This is a genomic window from Bradyrhizobium sp. 139 (genome assembly GCF_023074175.1).
In the GTDB taxonomy this organism is placed as follows: domain Bacteria; phylum Pseudomonadota; class Alphaproteobacteria; order Rhizobiales; family Xanthobacteraceae; genus Bradyrhizobium.
Genome location: NZ_JADPKS010000023.1, coordinates 162045 through 183597, shown reverse-complemented (window position 1 = coordinate 183597; position 21553 = coordinate 162045). Strand labels below are relative to the sequence as shown.

The 21553-nt window shown below is 61.8% G+C and carries 15 protein-coding genes; 14 read left to right on the top strand and 1 reads right to left on the bottom strand.

Annotated elements, in window-relative coordinates; all coding sequences use genetic code 11:
• Nucleotides 1-938: 938 nt before the first annotated feature.
• A complete protein-coding gene (locus tag IVA80_RS06390; RefSeq protein WP_247426798.1) occupies nucleotides 939-2819 on the bottom strand; it encodes a hypothetical protein in 1881 nt (626 codons plus the stop codon).
• Between the two features lie 397 nt (nucleotides 2820-3216).
• Here IVA80_RS06390 and IVA80_RS06385 point away from each other — a divergent pair, with 397 nt between their 5' ends.
• The 14 genes from IVA80_RS06385 to IVA80_RS06320 all read left to right on the top strand — a co-directional run bounded on the left by IVA80_RS06385 (nucleotide 3217) and on the right by IVA80_RS06320 (nucleotide 21433).
• Entirely contained in the window at nucleotides 3217-3492 is a 276-nt protein-coding gene (locus IVA80_RS06385; RefSeq protein WP_247426795.1) for a hypothetical protein, read from the top strand.
• Nucleotides 3493-3689: 197 nt separating this feature from the next.
• On the top strand, nucleotides 3690-4661 hold the full coding sequence (locus IVA80_RS06380) for a formylglycine-generating enzyme family protein (RefSeq protein ID WP_346347972.1): 972 nt from the start codon (nucleotides 3690-3692) through the stop codon (nucleotides 4659-4661).
• On the top strand, nucleotides 4661-6367 hold the full coding sequence (locus IVA80_RS06375) for an arylsulfatase (protein ID WP_247426789.1): 1707 nt from the start codon (nucleotides 4661-4663) through the stop codon (nucleotides 6365-6367). Before IVA80_RS06380 ends, IVA80_RS06375 begins: the two co-directional genes overlap by 1 nt.
• A gap of 71 nt (nucleotides 6368-6438) precedes the next feature.
• Nucleotides 6439-7452, top strand: coding sequence for an HAD family hydrolase (locus tag IVA80_RS06370; RefSeq protein WP_247426787.1), 1014 nt, complete (start codon nucleotides 6439-6441; stop codon nucleotides 7450-7452).
• 31 nt (nucleotides 7453-7483) lie between these two features.
• Nucleotides 7484-8776 carry a DUF3300 domain-containing protein gene (locus tag IVA80_RS06365; protein WP_247426782.1) on the top strand — a complete coding sequence of 431 codons (1293 nt, stop codon included), beginning with the start codon at nucleotides 7484-7486 and terminating at the stop codon, nucleotides 8774-8776.
• Nucleotides 8777-8991: 215 nt separating this feature from the next.
• The gene (locus IVA80_RS06360) at nucleotides 8992-10647 is read left to right on the top strand and encodes an arylsulfatase (protein ID WP_247426779.1); all 1656 of its coding nucleotides are present in this window, start codon (nucleotides 8992-8994) and stop codon (nucleotides 10645-10647) included.
• 60 nt (nucleotides 10648-10707) lie between these two features.
• A complete protein-coding gene (locus IVA80_RS06355) occupies nucleotides 10708-13245 on the top strand; it encodes a fused MFS/spermidine synthase (RefSeq protein ID WP_247426775.1) in 2538 nt (845 codons plus the stop codon).
• A gap of 33 nt (nucleotides 13246-13278) precedes the next feature.
• Nucleotides 13279-14298 carry a MoxR family ATPase gene (locus IVA80_RS06350; RefSeq protein ID WP_247426772.1) on the top strand — a complete coding sequence of 340 codons (1020 nt, stop codon included), beginning with the start codon at nucleotides 13279-13281 and terminating at the stop codon, nucleotides 14296-14298.
• A 7-nt stretch (nucleotides 14299-14305) separates the two neighbouring features.
• A complete protein-coding gene (locus IVA80_RS06345; protein WP_247426770.1) occupies nucleotides 14306-15295 on the top strand; it encodes a DUF58 domain-containing protein in 990 nt (329 codons plus the stop codon).
• Nucleotides 15288-15773: a DUF4381 domain-containing protein gene (locus IVA80_RS06340; protein ID WP_247426766.1), complete on the top strand. Its 486-nt coding sequence runs from the start codon at nucleotides 15288-15290 to the stop codon at nucleotides 15771-15773. The genes IVA80_RS06345 and IVA80_RS06340 overlap by 8 nt, the downstream gene beginning before the upstream one ends.
• On the top strand, nucleotides 15766-16764 hold the full coding sequence (locus tag IVA80_RS06335) for a VWA domain-containing protein (RefSeq protein WP_247426763.1): 999 nt from the start codon (nucleotides 15766-15768) through the stop codon (nucleotides 16762-16764). Before IVA80_RS06340 ends, IVA80_RS06335 begins: the two co-directional genes overlap by 8 nt.
• Nucleotides 16757-18280 carry a VWA domain-containing protein gene (locus IVA80_RS06330; protein ID WP_247426761.1) on the top strand — a complete coding sequence of 508 codons (1524 nt, stop codon included), beginning with the start codon at nucleotides 16757-16759 and terminating at the stop codon, nucleotides 18278-18280. The genes IVA80_RS06335 and IVA80_RS06330 overlap by 8 nt, the downstream gene beginning before the upstream one ends.
• Complete coding sequence (locus IVA80_RS06325) at nucleotides 18277-19677, top strand: BatD family protein (RefSeq protein WP_247426759.1); 1401 nt, start codon at nucleotides 18277-18279, stop codon at nucleotides 19675-19677. Before IVA80_RS06330 ends, IVA80_RS06325 begins: the two co-directional genes overlap by 4 nt.
• A gap of 76 nt (nucleotides 19678-19753) precedes the next feature.
• Nucleotides 19754-21433 (top strand): arylsulfatase, encoded by a 1680-nt coding sequence (locus IVA80_RS06320; protein WP_247426757.1) that lies wholly within the window; start codon nucleotides 19754-19756, stop codon nucleotides 21431-21433.
• Nucleotides 21434-21553 lie beyond the last annotated feature (120 nt).

The window sequence follows — 21553 nt, the reverse complement described above, 5'->3', positions numbered from 1 at the left end:
TTGTTACGAAGCAGGCAGCGCAACAGACCAACCTGTAGGGGGTCAATTTTGGACGCCGATCCCCCGGCTTAGGGGGGCAATATTGCAGGCCGAATGACAGCCGCTCGTCCCCTCGGAGATTCTGCAGAGACCGAACGTCCGGAAGACCCTTATCGACGGGCGCATCGCGACGAAGTCGGTGTCGATACCTCATGGATCCCCCGCAAGAAGCCATAGTCGTGCAAGGGTGGATTCCATTTCGAGGCAATCCTGACGAGCGCTTCCGAAATAGGGATTTCGCCGCGCGCGGTACCTCTCCGTTCGCAATCAACCCGCCGGACAGGAGCCATCCCATCAAGGTGCTGCGAGGGGTGGCTAGTCCGGCGTTGAGGAAATGCGCGGCGACCGCGTCGCCATCAGCACACTCTGACGGTTACGTACGTGTATCCATTCCATTGCTGCTGGTAGCAGGAGGAGCCGTACGCGGCAGACGCGCCCAGCGCCGCCCCGGTTGCCAGGCCCGCAGCCGCGGCCGCCCCGCCCCAACCGTAGCCGCCGCGATAGTAGCGTCCGCCGCCCGCCCATCGTGCGCCGCCGCCATGCCATCGCGTTCCACCCCCGTGCCAACCGGGCCGAACGCCACCGCCGTGGAAATGAGCCACGTGAACTCCGCCCCCGTGAAAGCCTCTTCCGCCCATGCGGCGAGCTTCAGCGTTGTCGGGAACCGCGGTTGCGGCAGCAGCGAGGAAGCCAATTGCGAGGAGAATTCTTGTCGATCTCATTCTCGTTCCTTCCCTACGGGTTCAGGTTGTAAGGCAGGGAATACAGCGACTGGTCATTTGTTCCGAGCCAATGGTTGGTTATCGGCGCCGTAGTCGTGTGGAGAAACCGATGGGCCTCTCTGCGCGGCGATGACGTTCAGATCGGCCGGCTCGGCTTATTGAAGGATTCGCGCCAGACTATCGGGCAATCGAAGCGCGCGCCTTTTCCAGGCCTGCAACAAGTGCACCCACAGTGGGATCGGCAACGCCCTGCCGACGCAGAAATCCTTCGGTATCGCGGGCCAAGGGGTCGTAGCGCGCCAATTTCTCCAAGGCTTGCCGCGTGCCTTCGCGGTCTCCAAGCTGTGCATCGGAGACCGCGAGCATTAACTGACTGAATCCCGAGTCGCCAAGCGCTGCTCGCTCCGCGATCCTGCGGGCTTGCTCCCATTCGCCCTTCAAATAGAGATCGACCGCGATAAAGTGAAAGTACCAGTTCGGCGGGTTCAAGGTTCGATCGATCGCACGCTTGAGGATGGGAACTCCTTCCTCGAAATTGCCTCGCACCGATAACCGCCACCCGAGTTGGGCCAAAATCTCCGGATCGTTCGGATTGAGGTCGACCAAATGACGCGTGAGACGAACGCTCTCTTCATAGCGCCCAGTAAAGTGGTAGGAGGCAGCCATGGCCTTCAGCCCGAGGGAATTTTTCGGTTGAAGCCTCAAGGCGTTGGATATGGCCTCTTGCGCCTTCGCATACTGGCTTTGTCGGTCATCGCCGGCAAAGCCTAGACGACCAGCATCGAGATGAAGCCACCCGAGCATGGCCCAAGCATCGCTATATCCGGGGTCTCGCTGAACGGTCTGTTCAAGGCATCGCATGGCGGGATCGAATTCTGCCCGGAGGAAGGTGCGCCGGTAGCCGTAGGCGCGTAGCACGCACGCATAGCTCTCCATATTCGAAACCGCAGGCGTCGACGAGCCGCTGCTCATGTCGGTCCTGACCACGCCATAGGGCTGACCAATGACTTCCGCGATCTCGTCCGCGAGGTTCTTCTGAGTGCTCACAAGAGATTGCGGGTCGAGTGGCCGACCGTAGGATTTGGTCCAAACAATTGCACTGCTCGTCGCATTCACGACCGAAATCGTAACTCGCACTTCGTCGGAATCGGTCTGGACGCTTCCAAAGACGACATACGCAAATCCGCGGTCGCGTGCGACCTGCAGTGGCGCCTGCCGCGGATCCTCGTTTGGCAGGGCCGATGACGTATAGAGTCGAAAGCCGGAAAAATGAAACAAATTGGCGATCAGTTCTTGACCCATCCCGATGGCCAGATAGCGGGCGCTCTCGCCGGAACTCAACGGTTCGAACGGCATGACCAAGACACCCGGCTCCCTCATCGAGCCCAAAGGAGATCGATCCGTGCCAAACGGCATCATCCACACGGCCATGCCGACGGCGACCGCTGCGACAAGCGCTGCGCAGATCGACAAACGACGAAAGACAGCGGAATGGCCGCCCGGTTCGGCAACGCCCACGCCGTCGTGAGTTGGAACCGCACGAAGCTCAGGCACTAGCGCGTCGGCCGAACCAGCAATCGGCGCGACATTGCGCTGTTCGAAGTTTGGAATGTAAGAGCCCTTCGGAATAGAGATGCGGATCGCATCGTTTGGACCAGCATCCACATAGTAGCTGTCAAGGTCGCGTCGAAGTCGCCTGGCTTCGAGGCGCACGACAGGGTCCGCCTGAGGGTCGAATGAGGCTTCGCGACCGAATACGGCCAAAGCAATCGTGTAGCCCTTCAGGCTATTGCCGTGCCCCGAAAGCGTCTCCTCGACGATGAAACGGAGAAATCTGCGGCGCTTTTCGCTCGCCTGAAAATGCGGGCTGGAACAGATTTGCTCAAGCTGAGCGCGCACACTCTCCGGAGACATCCCTTCGACTTTGCGGCGGGAAGTTTCCGGAAGATCAGCGTCACGTCCACTAGGAAGAGTCAGCCCGTTGTACGTCACACGGTGAACCACTCTACGTGAATTGGCGTGAAGGGTAGCGTCGGACCCGTGCTGCTGCAACAGCATGACACATTCCGCAGCATTCACTTTTCCGCCGCTGGAAGGTTCCTACCATTCGCCAATATTTCGAATGGTCAGGCGATTGGTCGCAGTTCCTGACGTGCCAGACGGATGCGATGCGATATTTGCCTCCCGCAATTGAAGGTCGAGTTCCCGTGGGCTGAGTGGGTGTCGCTGACCCGTGGCTCTGCGCAGGTTCGAACATGTTCGAACCTTGACGCAGGCAGAGCGTGAGACGCTCAATGATGGCATTCTCGTCATGACACCTATCGCTCGTCATGACACCTATCGAGGGAAATAACCGTAACGGATCTTCGGAAGCGTCAAGCTTGCTGTCGCAATCTTCTGCTCGCTTGATTGCCGAATACCGCACGTCATCCTGTTCTTGATCCGGCCGACTCGCATGGAGGAACTCAGATACATCATCGAGCGACTTCCGCGGCGCGAACTCGATATCCGCCGCAACTTCGCTCGCGACGCCTCCTTCAGGGCTATCTGCTCGGACTTTGAGGAGGCCGCGAAAGCGCGAGACCACTGGCAACAAGCCGTCCTACGCGGAGACCCCACAGGAGAGCGAAAAGTCGAAGACTACACTGACCTGCTGGTCGAACTGGAGCAGGAAATTCTATCGCATCTGAACGGCCCCAAGATTGAGCGTGATGATTCACAAAAAGACTGACCGGAGACGCAAATATGAGCAAATATGAAAAGTAGCTCGTTCGCGAAGCTGTCGCTCCTCGCGGCCGCTGGCTTCCTTCAAGGCGCAGCAGCGCAGACCGATGACCCGCGCCCGAGGGGACCAAGCAGGCGCACCAGCTCCGCACGCTTTGCGGCGAGGTGGATGGGAATACCGGCCCCTGGAAATGGAGGCAAGTGGTGAATATCGCCCAGAAACTGGCGAACGTGGACGAAACCCTTTTGTCAGACAGGGTCTTCGTGCCTGGCGGGACATTCCGCATGGGATCGGACCGGCATTATCCGGAGGAAGCTCCGTCCCACACGGTGAGCGTCGACGGGTTCTGGATCGATCGGACCCCCGTGACGAACCGGCAATTCAAGGAGTTCGTGCGGGCCACTGGCCATGTCACGTTCGCCGAGGTCGCTCCGGATCCGAAGAACTATCCGGATGCCTTGCCGCACATGATCTACGCAGGGTCGCTCACCTTTAGGCCGCCGGATCATCCTGTCGATCTTCGGGACTACAGCCAATGGTGGACGCTGCTCAAGGGCGCGAACTGGCGCCATCCGTACGGCCCGAAAAGCAACATCAAGTCGCTGGACGATCATCCCGTCGTGCACGTCGCCCATGCCGACGCGCTCGCCTATGCCCGATGGGCCGGCAAGGATCTGCCTACGGAAGCGGAGTGGGAATTCGCCGCGCGCGGCGGCCTCGATGGAGCCGAGTACGCCTGGGGTGACGAGTTCGCTCCAGGCGGCGTGCATCAGGCCAACACCTGGCAAGGTCACTTCCCGTTCGAGAACCGGCGCGAGGATGGCTATGAGCGGACCTCGCCCGTGACGGCCTATCCGCCGAACGGCCTCGGCGTGTTCGACATGATCGGCAATGTCTGGGAGTGGACCAGCGACTGGTGGGCTCCCAAGCACCGCGCCGACGCAACGAAGGCCTGCTGCATTCCGCAGAACCCACGGGGTGGCTCGGAACATGACAGCCACGATCCGTCGCTGCCGCTCAGCAGGATTCCGCGCAAGGTGATCAAGGGTGGCTCACACCTCTGCGCGCCGAACTATTGCCGCCGCTATCGGCCGGCCGCGCGCCATGCCGAGCCGATCGACACGTCGACCAGCCACCTCGGGTTTCGCTGCGTAATACGTCCAGGGAGAAAGTGATGACTGAGAAGAAAACGACCGAAGACTTGAGTCGCCGCAAACTGCTTGCCGCCTCCAGCTCGCTTGCCACCATTGCCGACTTCTCCGCGATGGCACCCATCCAAACCGCGCAAGCGCAGGGAAGTCCGCAACCCGCGACCTCTGCCAGCGGAACAAAGCCGAACATCATCCTGATCCTGTCGGACGACTTCGGTTACGGCGACTCGGGAGTCTACGGTGGCGGCGAAAACCGCGGCATGCCGACGCCGAGCATCGATCGTCTCGCGTCCGAAGGCATGCAATTCATGTCGTTCTATGCGCAGCCGAGTTGCACGCCCGGACGTGCCGCGGTGCAGACCGGCCGAATTCCCAACCGCAGCGGCATGACGACCGTGGCATTCCAGGGCCAGGGCGGCGGTCTTCCCGCGGCGGAATGGACGCTCGCCTCGGTTCTGAAGACCGGTGGCTATAAAACGTTCTTCACCGGCAAATGGCATCTCGGCGAGGACGATTACGCGATACCGAACGCCCAGGGCTATGACGAGATGAAGTATTGCGGGCTCTATCATCTCAACGCCTACACCTACGCCGACCCGACCTGGTTTCCCGACATGGACCCCGAACTCAGGGCGATGTTCACGAAGGTCACCAAAGGCGCGCTGTCCGGAAATGCCGGACAGCCGGCGAAAGAAGACTTCAAGATCAACGGCCAGTACGTCAACACGCCCGACAAGGGTGTGGTCGGCATTCCCTTCTTCGACGACTATGTCGAGAAGGCCTCGCTCGAATACCTGGATCGCAATAAGTCGTCGGGTCCCTTCTTCATGAGCATCAACTTCATGAAGGTGCATCAGCCCAACATGCCGGCGCCCGAGTTCCAGGGAAAGTCGATGTCCAAGAGCAAGTACGCCGACTCCGTCGTGGAGAACGACACGCGTATCGGCCGCATCATGGACAAGGTGCGTGCTCTCGGCCTCGACAAGAACACCTATGTGTTCTGGACGACCGACAATGGCGCCTGGCAGGACGTCTATCCGGATGCCGGCTATACACCGTTCCGCGGCACCAAGGGCACCGTCCGTGAGGGTGGCAATCGTGTGCCGTCCATCGCATGGGGCCCGGGCATCAAGGCCGGAACGAAGAATTCCGACATCGTGGGCGGCCTCGATTACATGGCGACGTTCGCCAAGCTCGCCGGCGTGAAGCTGCCGGAGAACGATCGCGAGGGCAAGCCCATCATCTTCGACAGCTACGACATGTCGCCCGTCCTGTTCGGAGCGGGTAAGCCGGAGCGCAAGAGTTGGTTCTACTTCACGGAAAACGAGCTCACGCCGGGCGCAGCCCGCGTCGGCAACTACAAGGCCGTGTTCAATCTGCGGGGCGACGACGGCACCAAGACCGGCGGTCTCGCGGTCGACAGCAATCTCGGCTGGAAGGGAGCGGAGTCTTATGTGGCGACCGTGCCCCAGGTCTTCGACCTCTGGCAGGATCCGCAGGAGCGCTACGACGTGTTCATGAACAACTACACGGAGCACACCTGGATCCTGGTCACGATCAATGCGGCGACCAAGGACCTGATGCAGACCTACGTGAAGCATCCTCCGCGCAAGCTGCAGAGCGAAGGCTACTCGGGGCCGATCACCCTCACGCAATATCAACGGTTCCAGTTCTTCAGAGACCAGCTCGCGAAGGACGGCTTCAGCGTCGGCATGCCGTCGGGCAATTAGCCGAGCGCATCGGGCGGCCCCGGAGCGGAGCCGCCCGATTTGTAATGGCGGGAATAGGGAACGACGGACTCATGCATGGCATCCCAGTTGACCGCCGCTCGATTCTCGCCGGGCTGCTGGCCTCCGCCGCGACGGCGTGCTTGGCCAGTCGTTCTGCCTTGGGACAGGGCGATCCTCTTCCGTCGTGGAACGATGGGCCATCGAAGAATGCGATCCTCGACTTCGTGTCCGCGGTCGCGCGGGAAGGGACGGCGGATTTCGTGCCGCCCTCGGAACGCATCGCGACATTCGACAATGACGGCACGCTATGGTGCGAACAGCCGATGTATGTGCAGCTCGCATTTGCGCTCGACCGGGTGAAGGCGCTCTCCGCCAAGCACCCGGAATGGAAGCAGAAGCAGCCCTTCAAGGCAGTTCTTGACAACGATATCCCTGCACTAGCCAAGGCAGGCGAGAAGGGCTTGGTCGAACTCGTCATGGCGACCCACGCCGGCATGACCACGGCCGAGTTCGAACAGATCGCCAGCGACTGGATCAAGACGGCGCGTCATCCGAAGTTCGACCGGCCTTACACCGATCTCGTCTACCAGCCGATGCTCGAACTGCTCGGCTATCTCAGGGCGAACGGTTTCAAGACCTTCATCGTCTCGGGCGGCGGCATCGAATTCATGCGGCCATGGAGCGAACGGGTCTACGGGATTCCCCCCGAGCAAGTCGTGGGCTCGAGCATCAAGACCCAGTTCAAGGTCGACAAGGATGGGCCGGTCCTGATCCGCCTGCCGACCATCGATCTCGTCGACGACGGACCCGGCAAGCCGGTCGGCATCAACTCGCATATCGGCCGCCGTCCGATCGCGGCCTTTGGCAATTCGGACGGCGATTTCCAGATGCTGCAATGGACCACCGGCGCGCGCGGCCGCCGCTTCGGCTTGATTGTGCATCACACGGATTCGGAGCGCGAGTATGCGTACGACCGCAAGTCTGCCTTCGGCAAGCTCGACAAGGCACTAGACGCGGCGAGCGCGAATGGCTGGACCATGGTCAGCATGAAGGACGACTGGAAGCGGATATTCAGCTTCCAGTAAACCGGGGACATAGGAAGAGCGAGGAAGCATGATGAATAAACGTCTTCCAAGATTGCATCGCTTCGGTCTTCCGGGCGCAGCATTGGCCGCCGGCCTGATGATGGCCTTCCCGGCGTACGCCCAGGCGCCCGCGGCCACGCCGCCTACGCAGGACCAGGTCCCCGCGCCGGCAGCGGCTCCGGCAAAACTTCCTGACGGACAGATCGAGCAACTGGTGGCGCCCATCGCGCTCTACCCGGATGCGCTGCTGTCGCAGATCCTGATGGCATCGACCTATCCGTTGGAGATCGTGGAGGCCGCACGCTGGTCGCAGGACAACAAGGGCGTCACCGGCAAGGCACTCCAAGACGCCATGCAGAAGCAATCCTGGGATCCCAGCGTCAAGTCGCTGACGTCGGTGCCGCAGGTGCTTCAGATGATGAACGACAAGCTGGAATGGGTGCAGCAGCTCGGCGATGCGTTCCTCGCCCAGGAGCAGGACGTGATGAGCGCCGTGCAGAAGCTGCGCCAGCGCGCCGATGCTGCCGGCAATCTAAAATCGACGCCGCAACAGACGGTCACCAAGAGCGCGCCGCCGGCCGGCGTGTCGGCACCGTCAGGCATGTCACAGGCGATCTCAATCGAACCGGTCGATCCTGACACATATTACGTCCCGGTCTATGACCCCGGCACCGTCTACGGGGCCTGGGACTATCCCGACTATCAGCCGTTCTACTGGTACCCTCCGGGCTACGTCGCCGCGGGTGTTATTGGCTTTGGTGCCGCCGCGGCTGTCGGGGCCGCGATCTGGGGCGGCAGCAACTGGTGGAACCGCAATGTCTACGTCAATGTCAACCGTTATAATCAGTTCAACCGCACCAACATCAGAACCAACAACTGGGCCCACAATCCCGCCCATCGCGGCGGCGTGGCCTATCGCGATGCCGGGGTGGCACGCCACTTCGGCAGCGGCAACACACCTGCCGCGCGCGAAGCCCTGCGGAACCGCACCGGCGCTCCCGGGAGCAAGTTCTCGAACGCCGGCGCAGGCCGACCCAGGTCGGCGGTCTCGCAACGCACCGGCAATCGCGGTGCCGGCGTATCCCGTCGCACCAGCAGCAGCAGAAGCGTCACCCGCGCCCGCACCGGCAATCGCGCCGCGATCTCGCACAGAAGTGTGACGCACTCGCGCGTCAGCGGCCGCGGCGGTCGGCCGGCTGCGATGCGCGGCGGCATGCGGGCGGGGCATGCCGCCGTGCACCGCGGAGGTGGCGGCTTCCGGGGGGGCGGCGGCTTTCACGGTGGCGGCCGCGGAGGTTTTCATGGAGGTGGCCGCCGGCGCTGAGATCGCAGCGGCACATCCTTCATTTGCTCAATTCGAAATCTGGAGAGTCTGATGGAGGCAACTCTTGCTCGCTGAAACCAGCGCTCTGACCGTGCTGATTGCGCCAACGTATGCTCAGGTCCCCAGTCTTTCGCATTGCCGCAAAGGCAATGCAACAAGACGAGGGCCATTGACGCTGATCTTGCTGTTCGCTTGTTGCAACCAGGGAGCCTCAAATGACTGACAAAACTAAGTATAACAAAAGTCCAGATGCTTGCCGGCTCAGGCGCCGGGGTGGAAAGCTGCTTGGCTCTCTATTCGCCACGGCGCTGTTGGCGACGAGCATTTCGCCGTTTGTCCAATCTCCCGCGTCGGCTCAGCAAGCTTCGGTGAAACCTAATATTCTTGTCATTTTCGGTGATGACGTTGGGCAGTCGAACATCAGTGCCTATACACGTGGCGTAGTCGGTTACGAAACACCGAACATCGATCGCATCGCCAGCGAGGGCATGCTCTTCACCGATTATTACGCCGAGAATAGTTGCACCGCCGGTCGCTCCACTTTTATCACCGGTCAAGCATGTCTGCGTACTGGCCTGTGCAAGGTCGGAGTTCCCGGTGCTGCTGTCGGCTTGCAGAAGACCGACATGACGATTGCCCAGGCGTTGAAGCCGTTGGGCTATGCGACCGGACAGTTTGGCAAAAATCATCTTGGTGACAGAGATGAGTATCTGCCGACTGCGCATGGTTTCGATGAATTTTTCGGTAACCTCTATCATCTCAATGCTGAAGAAGAACCCGAGCGGCCGTATTGGCCAAAGGATGATCAGGCGTTTACGAAGTTCTATAATCCGCGCGGCGTGATCAAGTCGGCCGTTGACGGCAAGATTGAGGATACCGGTCCGCTCAATCGCAAGCGAATGGAGACGATCGACGACGAGACGACCACCGCCGCGATCGATTTCGTGACACGACAGGCGCGGGCCAACAAGCCCTTCTTTACATGGATGAACTTCACGCGCATGCACATTTTCACGCATGTTCGTCCATCTATGAAAGGACAGAGCGGCATGCCGGGCAACGAGTACGCCGATGGTATGATGGAAATGGACATGAACGTCGGAAAGCTGCTCAAAACGCTTGACGATCTGAAGATCGCCGACAACACAATCGTGATTTTCACGACCGATAACGGCCCAAATGCTTTTACGTGGCCGGATTCTGCGACCACGCCCTTCCGCTCGGAAAAGGATACAAATTGGGAAGGCGCATTCCGCGTTCCTGCGATGATCCGCTGGCCCGGTCATATCAAGGCTGGTCGTGCGGGGAGTGGAATCTTCTCTGGCCTGGATTGGTTCCCAACGCTGGTCGCCGCGGCGGGAGATCCCGATGTAAAGGATCGCCTATTGAAGGGCTGGCAGCCGCAAGGCAGCACGACATCCTTCCGTAATCATCTCGATGGCTTCAATCAGCTTGATTACGTCACGGGTAAGTCGGACAAGAGTGCGCGGGATGAATTCTACTACTTCAACGATGATGGTGATCTTGTCGCGGCCCGCAACGGGAACTGGAAGTTCGTATTTGAAAAGCAGGAGCAGCCTGGACAGTTTGATGTCTGGGCGAATCCGTTCAAATCCTTGCGCCTGCCGAAGATGTTCAATCTACGTATGGATCCTTACGAGCATGCGGAGATCTCGGGTAGTGGCTACGATCAGTGGCGCGTCGATAACGTCTACCTTGTCTTCCAGGGTGTGATGAACTCGTCGAAATTCCTGGAGACGTTTGCCGAATACCCTCCGAGTCAACGTCCGGCGAGCTTTAGCATCGATCAGGTTCGTCGGCAGGTCGACAAGAAGATTGACGAATCATTCAAGAAGCGCGGCCTCGAATAGAGGATACGGCGCACGGAACAGGCCGCAGAAACGCGGCCTGTTCTCGTCGTTGGATAGAGTATGGACAGACGGTTAAATACAACTCCCGTTGCCCCGAGCGGTTTTGCGCGCCATTCTGACGCAAGCCGCCGCTCCCTTACGGCATATGCTTCTGCGCTGCTGTTCGTTTCGGGCGGTGCCGCGCTGATCTACCAGGTTATCTGGGTTAAGCAACTTTCGCTCGTTGTCGGAGCCGAGATCTATGCGATTTCGATCGCTATTAGCGGGTTCTTTGGAGGCTTGGCGCTAGGAAGCTGGTTGTTTGGGCGGTGGGCCGACAGGAGCAGGCGGCCTATCCGCCTCTATGTACTGATGGAAATTGCGACGGCTGTTACTGGCGTTGCAACCACATGGGCACTTGCGCGTGTCGCACCGTTATTCGTCGATCTTCAATTGAACACCGGTATTCTGACTTGGGTTTTGGTGCTCGGATTAGTTGGTCTTCCTGCAATTGCAATGGGTGGAACGATGCCGGTGCTCGTTCGCGCCCTTTCGAATGACCGGCGTGATGTAGGTCGCTCTGGCGGAGCGCTTTATGCCGCCAATACCGGGGGTGCCATTCTCGGGGCCTTACTGCCGGTATTCCTTTTCATCCCTGCCTTCGGAGTACAAGGGACAGTCCACGCAGCGGCTGCGCTTAACGTTGCCGCAGCGATCGGGGCAATTGTGCTCGATTGGCTTGTGAGCGGATCGATTGAAGGCCCTTCCCCTACCACGCCGCGCGTTGCACGTGATCGTTTGGCCCTGGCGTTGTATGGCGCGGCCGGCGGCGTAGCGCTTGGTTATGAGATCGTTTGGTCACAGGCCATTGTTCAGTTCATGAGCACACGAAGTGTTGCCTTCGCGGTCGTGCTCGCGACTTATCTCGGCGGAATTGCTCTTGGCGCCCTTCTTTTCGCCCGTTGGAGCAATCGCGTCGGAGACGCTGGTGGCGTTTTTGGACTGCTAATAGCTACTGCGGGTTGGATCGCGATGATGGAAATCGCCGTGCTCGGGCACTGGCTAATCGTTGGCCAGACCTTGTTCGAGACGGTCGTGTATCGTGTGACAGCGAGCGATCTTGCTGGCATGTGCGCGCGGTTTGCAGTCGCAGCGATATTCATCGTGTTCGTACCGACTGTGTTGCTCGGCGCCGCGTTCCCTGCCGCCCTAAAGCTGATTGCGGGCGACGCCAGAATTGGCCGCGATGTTGGCCTTGTCGTCGCGGTGAATACGCTCGGCGGCATAGCTGGCACGCTTGTTACCGGGTTTTTGTTGATCCCGTGGCTCGGCCTGGTTCGCACGTTAGGCGTTTTGGCGATCTTGGCTGCACTGATCGGTGTCGTGGCAACAATAGTGTTCGCCGCAAGCAGCCGGATACGGTGGGCTATTTCTGCGGTGTGCGCTGCCAGTATTTTGGTTGCCGTCGCCACCCCCGCCGACCAACTCATACGGCTATTGCCGGCGGCGCAGGCAGGTAGGGTTGCTTTTTATGAGGAGAGCGGTGCTGGAACCGTGGCGGTGGTCGAAACAGCGAACGGCAGCCGCCGCTTTCGTCGCCTCTACATCCAGGGTGTCTCCAATTCGGGCGATGCGATGCCGTCGCTGCGCTACATGCGCCTGCAGGCGCTGTTGCCGCTGATCATTCACAACGGCAACCCCAAATCCGCACTGGTTATCGGCTATGGTACCGGCATAACGGCCGGTGCGTTATCGCAGTTCCCGATGCTCGAGCGGCGAGTGGTCAGTGAACTGCTGCCTGCCGTACTTCGCGCGGCGCCTAATTTCCGAGGGACATTTGATGCGGCGACTGACCCAGGGTTGGAGAAGCGTTTGCGCGACGGACGCATGGAGTTGCAGCACAGCAATCAACATTATGATCTGATCACGCTCGAACCTCCGCCGCCCTCGGCGGCTGGTGTCGTCAACCTCTATTCAAGAGACTTCTACAAGCTCGCAGGCTCTCGACTGAACGACAAGGGGATCGTCGCTCAGTGGTTACCTCTGCCAACGCAGAATGACGAAGATACACGGGCCCTCGTGCGCAGCTTTATCGACATATTTCCCTATGCTTCGCTTTGGAGCACAGAGCTTCATGAGACCATGTTGGTCGGTTCCTTTCAGCCGATCGAACTGGATGTCCAGCGAATCTCCGAGCGATTTGATCAGGCCTCCACGTCTGCCGCCCTTGCGGCGGTCGGCATTGGTTCTCCCGCCGCCCTAATATCGACCTGGATCACCGACCGGGAGGGACTCAAGCAATATGTTGGCGGCACGATGGCTGTAACCGACGATCGGCCAGCCATCGAGTATGCGGGCTGGGTGCGACCTGGGGAGTTCGCCCGCACGTTTAGCAATTTGCAGCAATTGCGCAACGATCCGCCGCTTCAGAACGCCAACGAAAAGTTAATGTCGACACTTGCCGCTGCGCGCAAGGAGTTGGACGCTTTTTACAAGCTTGCTCTCAGCGTCTACGCGCGCGACCGTCAACAATATGCCGAGAATTCTGCGCGCGTCTCGGAGGTAGCCAAGACAAATCCGTACTATCGCTGGTTCGTTAGTCCAAAGCAGCAACCATAGCAATTGTCGTCAGGTCATATGTCAGAATCTAAAATGCCAATTGCAGGCGTGCCCTTGCCCCCTCCAGGTGCCGTAAGATCCGCTGCGCGCGATGCGGTGCTCGAGCTCAAGTCGCGAATCGGAAAGTCCGTGCTCGGTCAGGACCATCTGGTCGAGAGCATGCTGATCGGACTGCTCGCCAACGGAAATCTGCTGATCGAAAGTCTTCCCGGTCTTGCCAAGACCCGTGCCGTCAAGACGCTGGCAAAACATCTCGCGGCCGATCTGTCGCGCGTGCAGTTCACGCCTGACCTGCTGCCGTCGGACGTGACCGGCGCGGAGATCTATGTCCAGACCGAAAAGGGCGGCCAATTCGACTTTCAGAAGGGACCGATCTTCGCCAATCTGGTGCTCGCGGACGAGATCAACCGCGCGCCGGCCAAGGTGCAGTCGGCGCTGCTGGAGGCGATGGAGGAGCGCCAGGTCACCGTCGCCGGCAAGACCTACAAGATGCCGGGCCTGTTCATGGTGCTCGCGACCGAGAACCCGATCGAACAGGAGGGCACCTATTCGCTACCGGAGGCGCAGCTCGACCGCTTCCTGATGCATGTCGTCATCACCTATCCGGACGAAGCCGTCGAGGGCGAGATCATCAGGCTCAATCGCAACGAAAACGCGCAGAAGCCAAAGGACCACGCGGCGGAGCCGCCGCCAATACCGCAACAAACAATCCTGGATGCGCGCGGCGAGATCGACGGGATCTTCGTCTCCGACCTCGCCCAGAAGTACATGGTCGACGTGATCTTCGCGACGCGCTTCCCGAAACGTTATGGCGATCCACTCGGCAAATGGATCCAGGTCGGCGCCAGCCCGCGCGGCAGCCTTGCGCTCGACCGCTGCGCGCGCGCCCGCGCCTGGCTCGACCAATATGAGTTCGTGACGCCCGACCATGTGCGCGCGGTGGTTCACGACTGCCTGCGGCACCGGCTGATTCCCAGCTATGAGGCGGTGTCGCAAGGCATCACGCCCGACCAGGTGATCGACAAGATCGTCGAACTGGTCGCATCCGGCTGAGGGCGCCATGATCGAGACATCAGCCAAAACGCCTGGCGTCTATGTCGGTCTCGACGATCTGATCGCGCTCGAATACCGCGGCAGCAAGGTTTCGTTCCTGCCGCGCCAACCGGTGCACAGCCTGCTGTCCGGCCGCTTCGCCTCGCGCATGCGCGGCCGCGGGCTCAACTTCGAGGAGATCAGGGACTACCGTCCCGGCGACGATGTCCGATCAATCGACTGGAAGGTGACGGCGCGGCTGCAGAAGCCCCATATCCGCGTCTTCAACGAGGAACGCGATCGGCAGGCGGTCCTGCTGGTCGATCAGCGCCTGTCGATGTTCTTTGGCAGCCGGCTCGCAATGAAATCGGTGACCGCGGCCCAGGCCGCGGCGATCGGCGCGTGGCGGGTGCTCGGTGTCGGCGACCGCGTCGGCGCGATCGTGTTCAACGACCGGGATCTGGTCGAGGTCAGGGCGAGGCGCAGCCGGGCGAACGTGCTCCAGATCCTTTCGGCCATCGTGCTGCAGAACCAGGCGCTTGGCGTCGGGCGCGGTCTCGTCTCCGCGCCGGCGATGCTGAACAGGGCGCTGGAGCATGCTCAGCGTCGCGCGCTGCACGACGCGCTAGTGATCGTGATCAGCGATTTTGACGGCGCGGACGATGCAACGCGCAAGATGATCGGCGCGATGGCGCAGCACAATGACGTCGTTGCCCTGCTGGTCCACGACCCCCTGCAGAGCGACCTGCCGCCTTCCGCCAGGATGACCGTGACCGATGGAGAGTTGCAGATCCGGCTCGAGGTCGGGCGCGACAGCGTACGCAAGAGCATTTCGGAGGCCACGGAGGAGCGCCTGAAGGGTGTGTTCGCCCTGACGCACGAACTCGGCATTCCCGTGCTGCCGCTCAGCGCGGCCGAGGAAACTCCAGCGCAGCTGCGGCGCCTGCTCGGCGCGATGCCGGCCAGACACGGGCGCGGCGGCGGCGGTGGCCATAGTGCGGAGGCGACCCTTGGCTGACGCTCAACCCATCGATCCCGTCGCCGGGCTCATCGACATCCCACTGCCAGGGGAGGTCAGCCTGTGGCCGCAGACCTGGGAATCGCGGATTGCGATTGTCCTGCTGCTTGCGGTCGTGATCGCTGCGGTCTGGCACCTGGTGCAGTATCGGCGCGTCAACCGCTATCGCCGCGAGGCGCTCGCCGAATTGAGGTCGATGGCGGGGACGCGTCGCGCCGGCCCCGACGATCTGCTGACACGGCTGACCCTGCTGGTCCGGCGAACTGCGCTCGCGGCCTTTCCGCGCGAGCAGGTGGCATCCCTGGCCGGCCCGGCATGGCTTTCCTTCCTCGACCGCTCCTATGGCGGGCAGGAGTTTTCGCAAGGTGTCGGGCGCCTGCTTGTCAGCGGGCCCTATCAGCAGGTTCAGCCGGACGACGCCGAGTTGCAATCGCTGTCCGGCCTGGTGCGACGTTGGATCAGGGGGCACCATGCTTGAGTTCGCCTGGCCATGGATGTTCCTGCTGCTGCCGATGCCAATTCTGGTCTGGTGGTGGCTGCCGCCTTATCGCGCACGGCAGGCCTCGGTCCAAGTGCCGTTCTTCGAGCGGCTGGCGGCCGCGACCGGGCAGACGCCGCAACGTGGTGCCGTGGTGCTCGAGCGGCGTGTCTTGCAGATGATCGCGGCGGTCGTCATCTGGATACTCTTGATCGCGGCTCTGGCCAAGCCGCAATGGGTCGACGATCCCGTGACGCGGGAGGTTTCCGCGCGCGACCTGATCCTGGCGATCGACATCTCGGGGTCGATGGAGCAGCGCGATTTCAAGACACCTGACGGCACGACGCTGACGCGGCTCGACGGCGTCAAGCGCGTCATCAAGGACTTCATCGCGCGCCGCACGGGCGACCGCGTGGCGCTGATCCTGTTCGGCACCAGGGCCTATGTGCAGGTGCCGTTCACGCAGGATCTGCAGACGGCGCAGCAATTGCTCGACCAGACTGCGGTCGGCATGGCGGGCCAGCAGACAGCGATTGGCGATACCATCGGACTCGCCATCAAGACCTTTGCGACGAGCGCGGCGAAGCAGAAGCTGCTGATCCTGTTGACCGACGGCAACGACACGGCAAGCCGCGTCCCGCCCGAGCACGCCGCCGACATTGCGCATCAGAACGATGTGGCCGTCTATACGATCGGCGTCGGCGATCCCGCAGCGTCGGGCGAAAACCGTGTCGATCTCGGCGTACTGCAATCCGTCGCGAGCACGACCGGCGGTCATTTCTTCCGGGCCGAGGACGGCGCACAGTTGCAGGCGATCTATGCCGATATCGACCGGCTTGCGCCGGCAAAGCTTCAGACGCTGTCTTGGCGGCCGAAGCTGCCGTTGTTTCAGTGGCCGCTCGGCGCCGCGATCATTCTGAGCCTGCTGCTGTGGCTCGCGCTGCTGCTCGGGAGCGAGTGGCGGCGGGCGAGGGCCCTCAGTCATGCTTGACGCCGCGACCATGTCCTTCCATCTGCTGCGCCCGCTATGGCTTATCGCGCTGATCCCGGTGGCTGCCGTGTTCGCGCTGTTGCTCTGGCGGCAAAGCGCGCGGGCGCAGTGGGGCGGCGTGATCGCGCCGCATCTTCTCGACCATCTGGTCGTGCAGCCCGGCCGCGGGCGCAGCGTCAACCCGCTATATCTGGTCGCGGCAGCGATGACGATCGGCATCGTCGCGCTGTCCGGTCCAACGTGGCGGCGGGAGCTGCCGCCGTTCGTCGAGGACAAGGCCCCGTTGATGATTGCGCTCGCGGTCGGCTCCTCGATGAGCGCGAGCGATGTCGCGCCCTCGCGCCTCGAGCGCGCCAAGCAAAAGATCGCAGACCTCCTTGCTGCCCGTGCAGGCGCCAGGACTGGGCTGGTCGCTTACGCCGGAACCGCGCATCTTGTGATGCCGCTGACGGATGACCGCTCTGTCATTGCTCCGTTCCTCGCCGCGCTGGCGCCGGGGCTGATGCCGGCCGATGGCAAGGACGTGGTTGGTGCCGTTGCCCTGGCAGCGCAGTCGCTCGCGTCCGAGCTCGTCGCCGGCACGATCCTGGTAGTGGCCGACGACCTCGGCACCGCCGACGCCGCAGCGGTCCGCCAGGCTGCCGGGCGCAGCAATCTTGTGATGCTGGCCGTGACCGGAGACGTCACGTCCGCGCCGCTCGGAAGCGACGCCGTCAAGGTCAGCATCGACGGCAGCGACATCCTGCGGCTGGAGAGACGGATCGAGACCCGCTTCCAATCCGCCCAGGGCGAGGCCTTCGGCACGCGATGGCAGGACGAAGGTTTCTGGCTGCTGTTTCCGCTCGTGCTCCTGACCCTGGTCTGGTTCCGGCGCGGCACGACGGTCGCCTGGGTGGTTGCCCTGGTGATCGCGACACACGCCGGACCATCGCGGGCCGACGACACCTCGCGCTTCACCGGTCTCTGGCTGACGCCGGATCAGCAAGGCCGGCTCGCGTTCGATCGGGGTGATTATCGCGCCGCCGCAACGCTGTTCGCCGATCCGATGTGGCGGGGCATTTCCGCCTACCGCGCCTACGATTTCATCGTGGCCGCGCAGGAATTTGCAAAGGTCAAGACCCCCGAGGGTGCGTTCGCGCTTGGCAACGCCCAGGCCCAGAACCATGCCTTCGAAAAAGCGATCGCCGCCTATGACGATCTGCTGAAGGTGCAGCCGGACAACGTCGCAGCCAAGACCAATCGGGCGATCGTGCAGGCCGCGCTGGACGCGAAAGAGGAGAAACGCCGCAAGCAGGAGCAGGACGATAGCGCGCCGCCGGATCAGAAGGCCGACGAGATGCGCGTCGATCCGAAGCAGAAGGGCGGCAAGATGATCAAGGTCACGCCGCAGGACGTCACCACCGCGGGCGCAGCGGAGGCCTGGATGCGCCAGGTCCAGACCTCGCCCGCCGACTTTCTGAAGCTGAAATTTGCGATCCAGGCGTCCGCGCCGGTGCAGAAGGGGGCGTCGCCGTGAGACATTGGCTCGCCGTCCTCGTCCTGTTGCCCGCGGCCGCGCTGACGCTGCAATATGCGCATGCGCAGCAGGCTGCGCCGCCCGAGCCCGTTGTCGAACTGACGGTCAATCCGCCGCGCGTGGTGGTCGGCCAGCCGGCGACGCTCCACATCCTGGTGCTGGCGCCGAACTACATGACGTCGCCCCCCGATCTGCCGGGCTTCCAGGTACGCAATGCCGTGACCCGGCAGTTGCAGAGCGTCAATACGAACGAGCAGCGGGACGGAGTGTCCTACGCTGGCGTGCAGTTTGAGTATGCGATCTACCCGCAGGAGCCTGGTTCCTACGCCGTCTCCGGCCAGAAGGCGCACATCAAGTATGCAGCCGAGCCGCCGGCGACGCGCGAGGCCGACGTCGCGCTGCCGGATGTTGCATTTGAAGCTTTCATTCCCGACGCGGCTCTCGAACTGCAACCGTTCTTGTCCGCCAGCAAGCTGACGATCGAGCAGGAGGTCAGGCGTTCGTCGGATCAGCTCAAGGCGGGCGACGCCGTGACGCGCACCGTGACGCTGAGGGCGGAGGGAACGCCCGCGATGCTGCTGCCTCCGTACCCATTCGCAGCGATGGCGGGGTTGAGGCTGTATCCGGCCCAGCCGTCGCTAGAGGACAGAACGGACGTACGTACCGACGTCATGACGTCGACCCGAATCGATTCCGCGACCTACATGCTGGAACGACCCGGCGATTATGCGTTGCCCGCGATCGATGTCGGCTGGTGGAATGTCGGCAGCGGCAAGATCGAGACGGTTCATCTCGATGCCGTGCCGCTGGAGGTCGCGGTCAATCCCGCTGCACCCGGCGCTGCGCCTGCTGGCGGGTCGAGCGAGGGTTGGACCTGGGATGGCTTCGTCGACTTCGTCGCAGAACACTGGCTGTCCGCACTGCTCGTCGTTCTCTGCATCGCCGCACTCACGTGGTTCGGACCCGGCGTGATGCGGCGAGTCGCCGACCGTCATCGCCGGCGGCGGCAGGCCTATTTGCAATCCGAGGCCTTTGCCTTCGGCCGGCTTCGCCGCGCGGTGCGTCACCGCGATGCAAGGGCCGCGTACTTCGCCTTGCTCGACTGGTTGCCGCATCTGGATGCAGCACCGCCTGACAACACGCTTGGCGCTTTCAAGGCGATTGCGCGCGACCCTGCGCTGGACCGGCAGCTCGGCGCTCTCGAAGGCGAATTGTTCGGAGGTCAGCGCGAGGCGGATCGCTGGTCACCGCGTCAGCTGTTGCGCGGCGTGACCGTTGCCAGGCGCAGCCTGCGCTCGCATGCGCGGGTCCACACCAACACACGTCTACCCCAGCACCTGAATCCGGCCGCGGCTTCCAGCGCTTCGGCTTACCTGGGCAGAAAGCCTGCGCGATGAGAAGGAGACCGATCAAGCAGACTACCAGACTCGAACCAACGGCTACAATCAAAGCCAGAAAATCAAGGAGCGTCGAATGAGCTGTGAGAAGAAGCAGGACAACACCGTCGCCGATTCCGCCTGTGGTGACAATTCAATCATGAATCGCCGAGCCGTACTGCTCGGCTCGTCGTCCCTTGTCGCGGCAGCGACACTGACGTCGCAGGCACTCGCGCAGGCGCAGAAAGCTGCTCCCGCTGCTGCCCCGGCTGCAGGTGCCTCGGGCCGCAAGCCGAATATCCTGGTCATCTTCGGCGACGACATCGGCATCCCGCAGATCAGCGCCTATACCATGGGCATGATGGGATATCGCACGCCCAACATAGACCGCATCGCGAGCGAAGGGGCGATCTTCACCGACGCCTACGGCCAGCAGAGCTGCACCGCCGGCCGCGCCTCCTTCATTCTCGGCCAGGAGCCATTCCGGACCGGCCTTCTCACCATCGGCATGCCCGGCGATCCCCACGGCATCCAGGACTGGATGCCGACAATCGCCGACGCCATGAAGACCCAGGGCTACGCCACCGGGCAGTTCGGCAAGAACCATCTCGGCGATCGAGACGAGCATCTGCCTACCAAGCACGGTTTCGACGAGTTCTTCGGCAACCTCTATCACCTCAATGCCGAGGAAGAGCCGGAAGGCTACTTCTATCCGAAGGATCCGAACTTCCGGAAGCAGTTCGGTCCGCGCGGCGTCATCAAATCATCGGCAGACGGCAAAATCGAAGACACCGGGCCGCTCAACACCGCGCGCATGCCGACGGTCGACGAGGAGTTTCTCGGCGCCGCCAAGGACTTCATCGGCCGGCAGGCCAAGGCGGACAAGCCGTTCTTCGTCTGGTTCAACTCGACGCGCATGCACGTCTTCACCCATCTGAAGAAGGAGTCGCTCGGCAAGACCGGCAAGGGCATCCATGCCGACGGCATGCTCGAGCATGACGGAATGGTCGGAGAGTTGCTCAAGCAGCTCGACGACCTCGGCATCGCCAACAATACGATCGTGCTCTACACGACCGACAACGGTGCCGAGATCGCGCTGTGGCCGGATGGAGCCATGACGCCATTCCATGGCGAGAAGGGCACGACGTGGGAAGGCGGCATGCGCGTTCCCATGATGGTGCGCTGGCCGGGCGTGGTGAAGCCCGGTACCCAGTACAACGACATCATCTCGCTGATCGATTGGTTCCCGACCTTGGCCGCAGCTGCAGGGATCCCTGATGTCAAGGAGAAGATGAAGACCGGCTTTGCAGGCGCCGGCGGCAAGAACTTCAAGGTCCATCTCGATGGATACAATTTCATGCCGTATTTGAAGGGCGATGCCAAGGAGGGGCCACGCGAGGCGATCTACTACTTCGATCAGGGCGGCAACCTCAATGCCATCAGGTGGAAGGACTGGAAGCTGAGCTTTGCCTCGTCGAAGGGAAACATCGCAACAGGCACGCGCGACGTCACGGCTTGGTCATTGATCACCAATCTGCGCATGGATCCATACGAGCGCGGTTTGGAAGAAGGCGGCGAGGCGATGAAATTCCTTGCCCAGAACATGTGGTTGATCGTGCCTGTGCAGGGCAAGATCAAGGAGTTCTTCTCCGATTTCGACCAGTTCCCGTATCAGGAAGGCAGTTCGCTGAACGCGGGCAGCATCAACTACGGAATGCTCCGGCAACAGGCGGCGCTGAAGCGCCTCAACGAGCTTGAAACGCTCAAGCCGCAATAGCAACGGAGAGGAACGACGGCGCGGCGAAAAAGGCGAATTGCCGATTTCGTCGCGTGTATCACGACGCAAGGCGGTGGGAGCTTCTTCCCGCCCGCCGGGCGCATCGCCAAATTCGACAGT

Excerpts from the sequence above, each read along its gene's own strand:
- IVA80_RS06350 (WP_247426772.1), top strand. The coding sequence starts at position 13,279 with ATGCCAATTGCAGGCGTGCCCTTGCCCCCTCCAGGTGCCGTAAGATCC.
- IVA80_RS06335 (WP_247426763.1), top strand. The coding sequence starts at position 15,766 with ATGCTTGAGTTCGCCTGGCCATGGATGTTCCTGCTGCTGCCGATGCCA.
- IVA80_RS06360 (WP_247426779.1), top strand. The coding sequence starts at position 8,992 with ATGACTGACAAAACTAAGTATAACAAAAGTCCAGATGCTTGCCGGCTC.
- IVA80_RS06345 (WP_247426770.1), top strand. The coding sequence starts at position 14,306 with ATGATCGAGACATCAGCCAAAACGCCTGGCGTCTATGTCGGTCTCGAC.
- IVA80_RS06330 (WP_247426761.1), top strand. The coding sequence starts at position 16,757 with ATGCTTGACGCCGCGACCATGTCCTTCCATCTGCTGCGCCCGCTATGG.
- IVA80_RS06355 (WP_247426775.1), top strand. The coding sequence starts at position 10,708 with ATGGACAGACGGTTAAATACAACTCCCGTTGCCCCGAGCGGTTTTGCG.
- IVA80_RS06320 (WP_247426757.1), top strand. The coding sequence starts at position 19,754 with ATGAGCTGTGAGAAGAAGCAGGACAACACCGTCGCCGATTCCGCCTGT.
- IVA80_RS06390 (WP_247426798.1), bottom strand. The coding sequence starts at position 2,819 with ATGCTGTTGCAGCAGCACGGGTCCGACGCTACCCTTCACGCCAATTCA.
- IVA80_RS06375 (WP_247426789.1), top strand. The coding sequence starts at position 4,661 with ATGACTGAGAAGAAAACGACCGAAGACTTGAGTCGCCGCAAACTGCTT.
- IVA80_RS06385 (WP_247426795.1), top strand. The coding sequence starts at position 3,217 with ATGGAGGAACTCAGATACATCATCGAGCGACTTCCGCGGCGCGAACTC.
- IVA80_RS06370 (WP_247426787.1), top strand. The coding sequence starts at position 6,439 with ATGCATGGCATCCCAGTTGACCGCCGCTCGATTCTCGCCGGGCTGCTG.
- IVA80_RS06365 (WP_247426782.1), top strand. The coding sequence starts at position 7,484 with ATGAATAAACGTCTTCCAAGATTGCATCGCTTCGGTCTTCCGGGCGCA.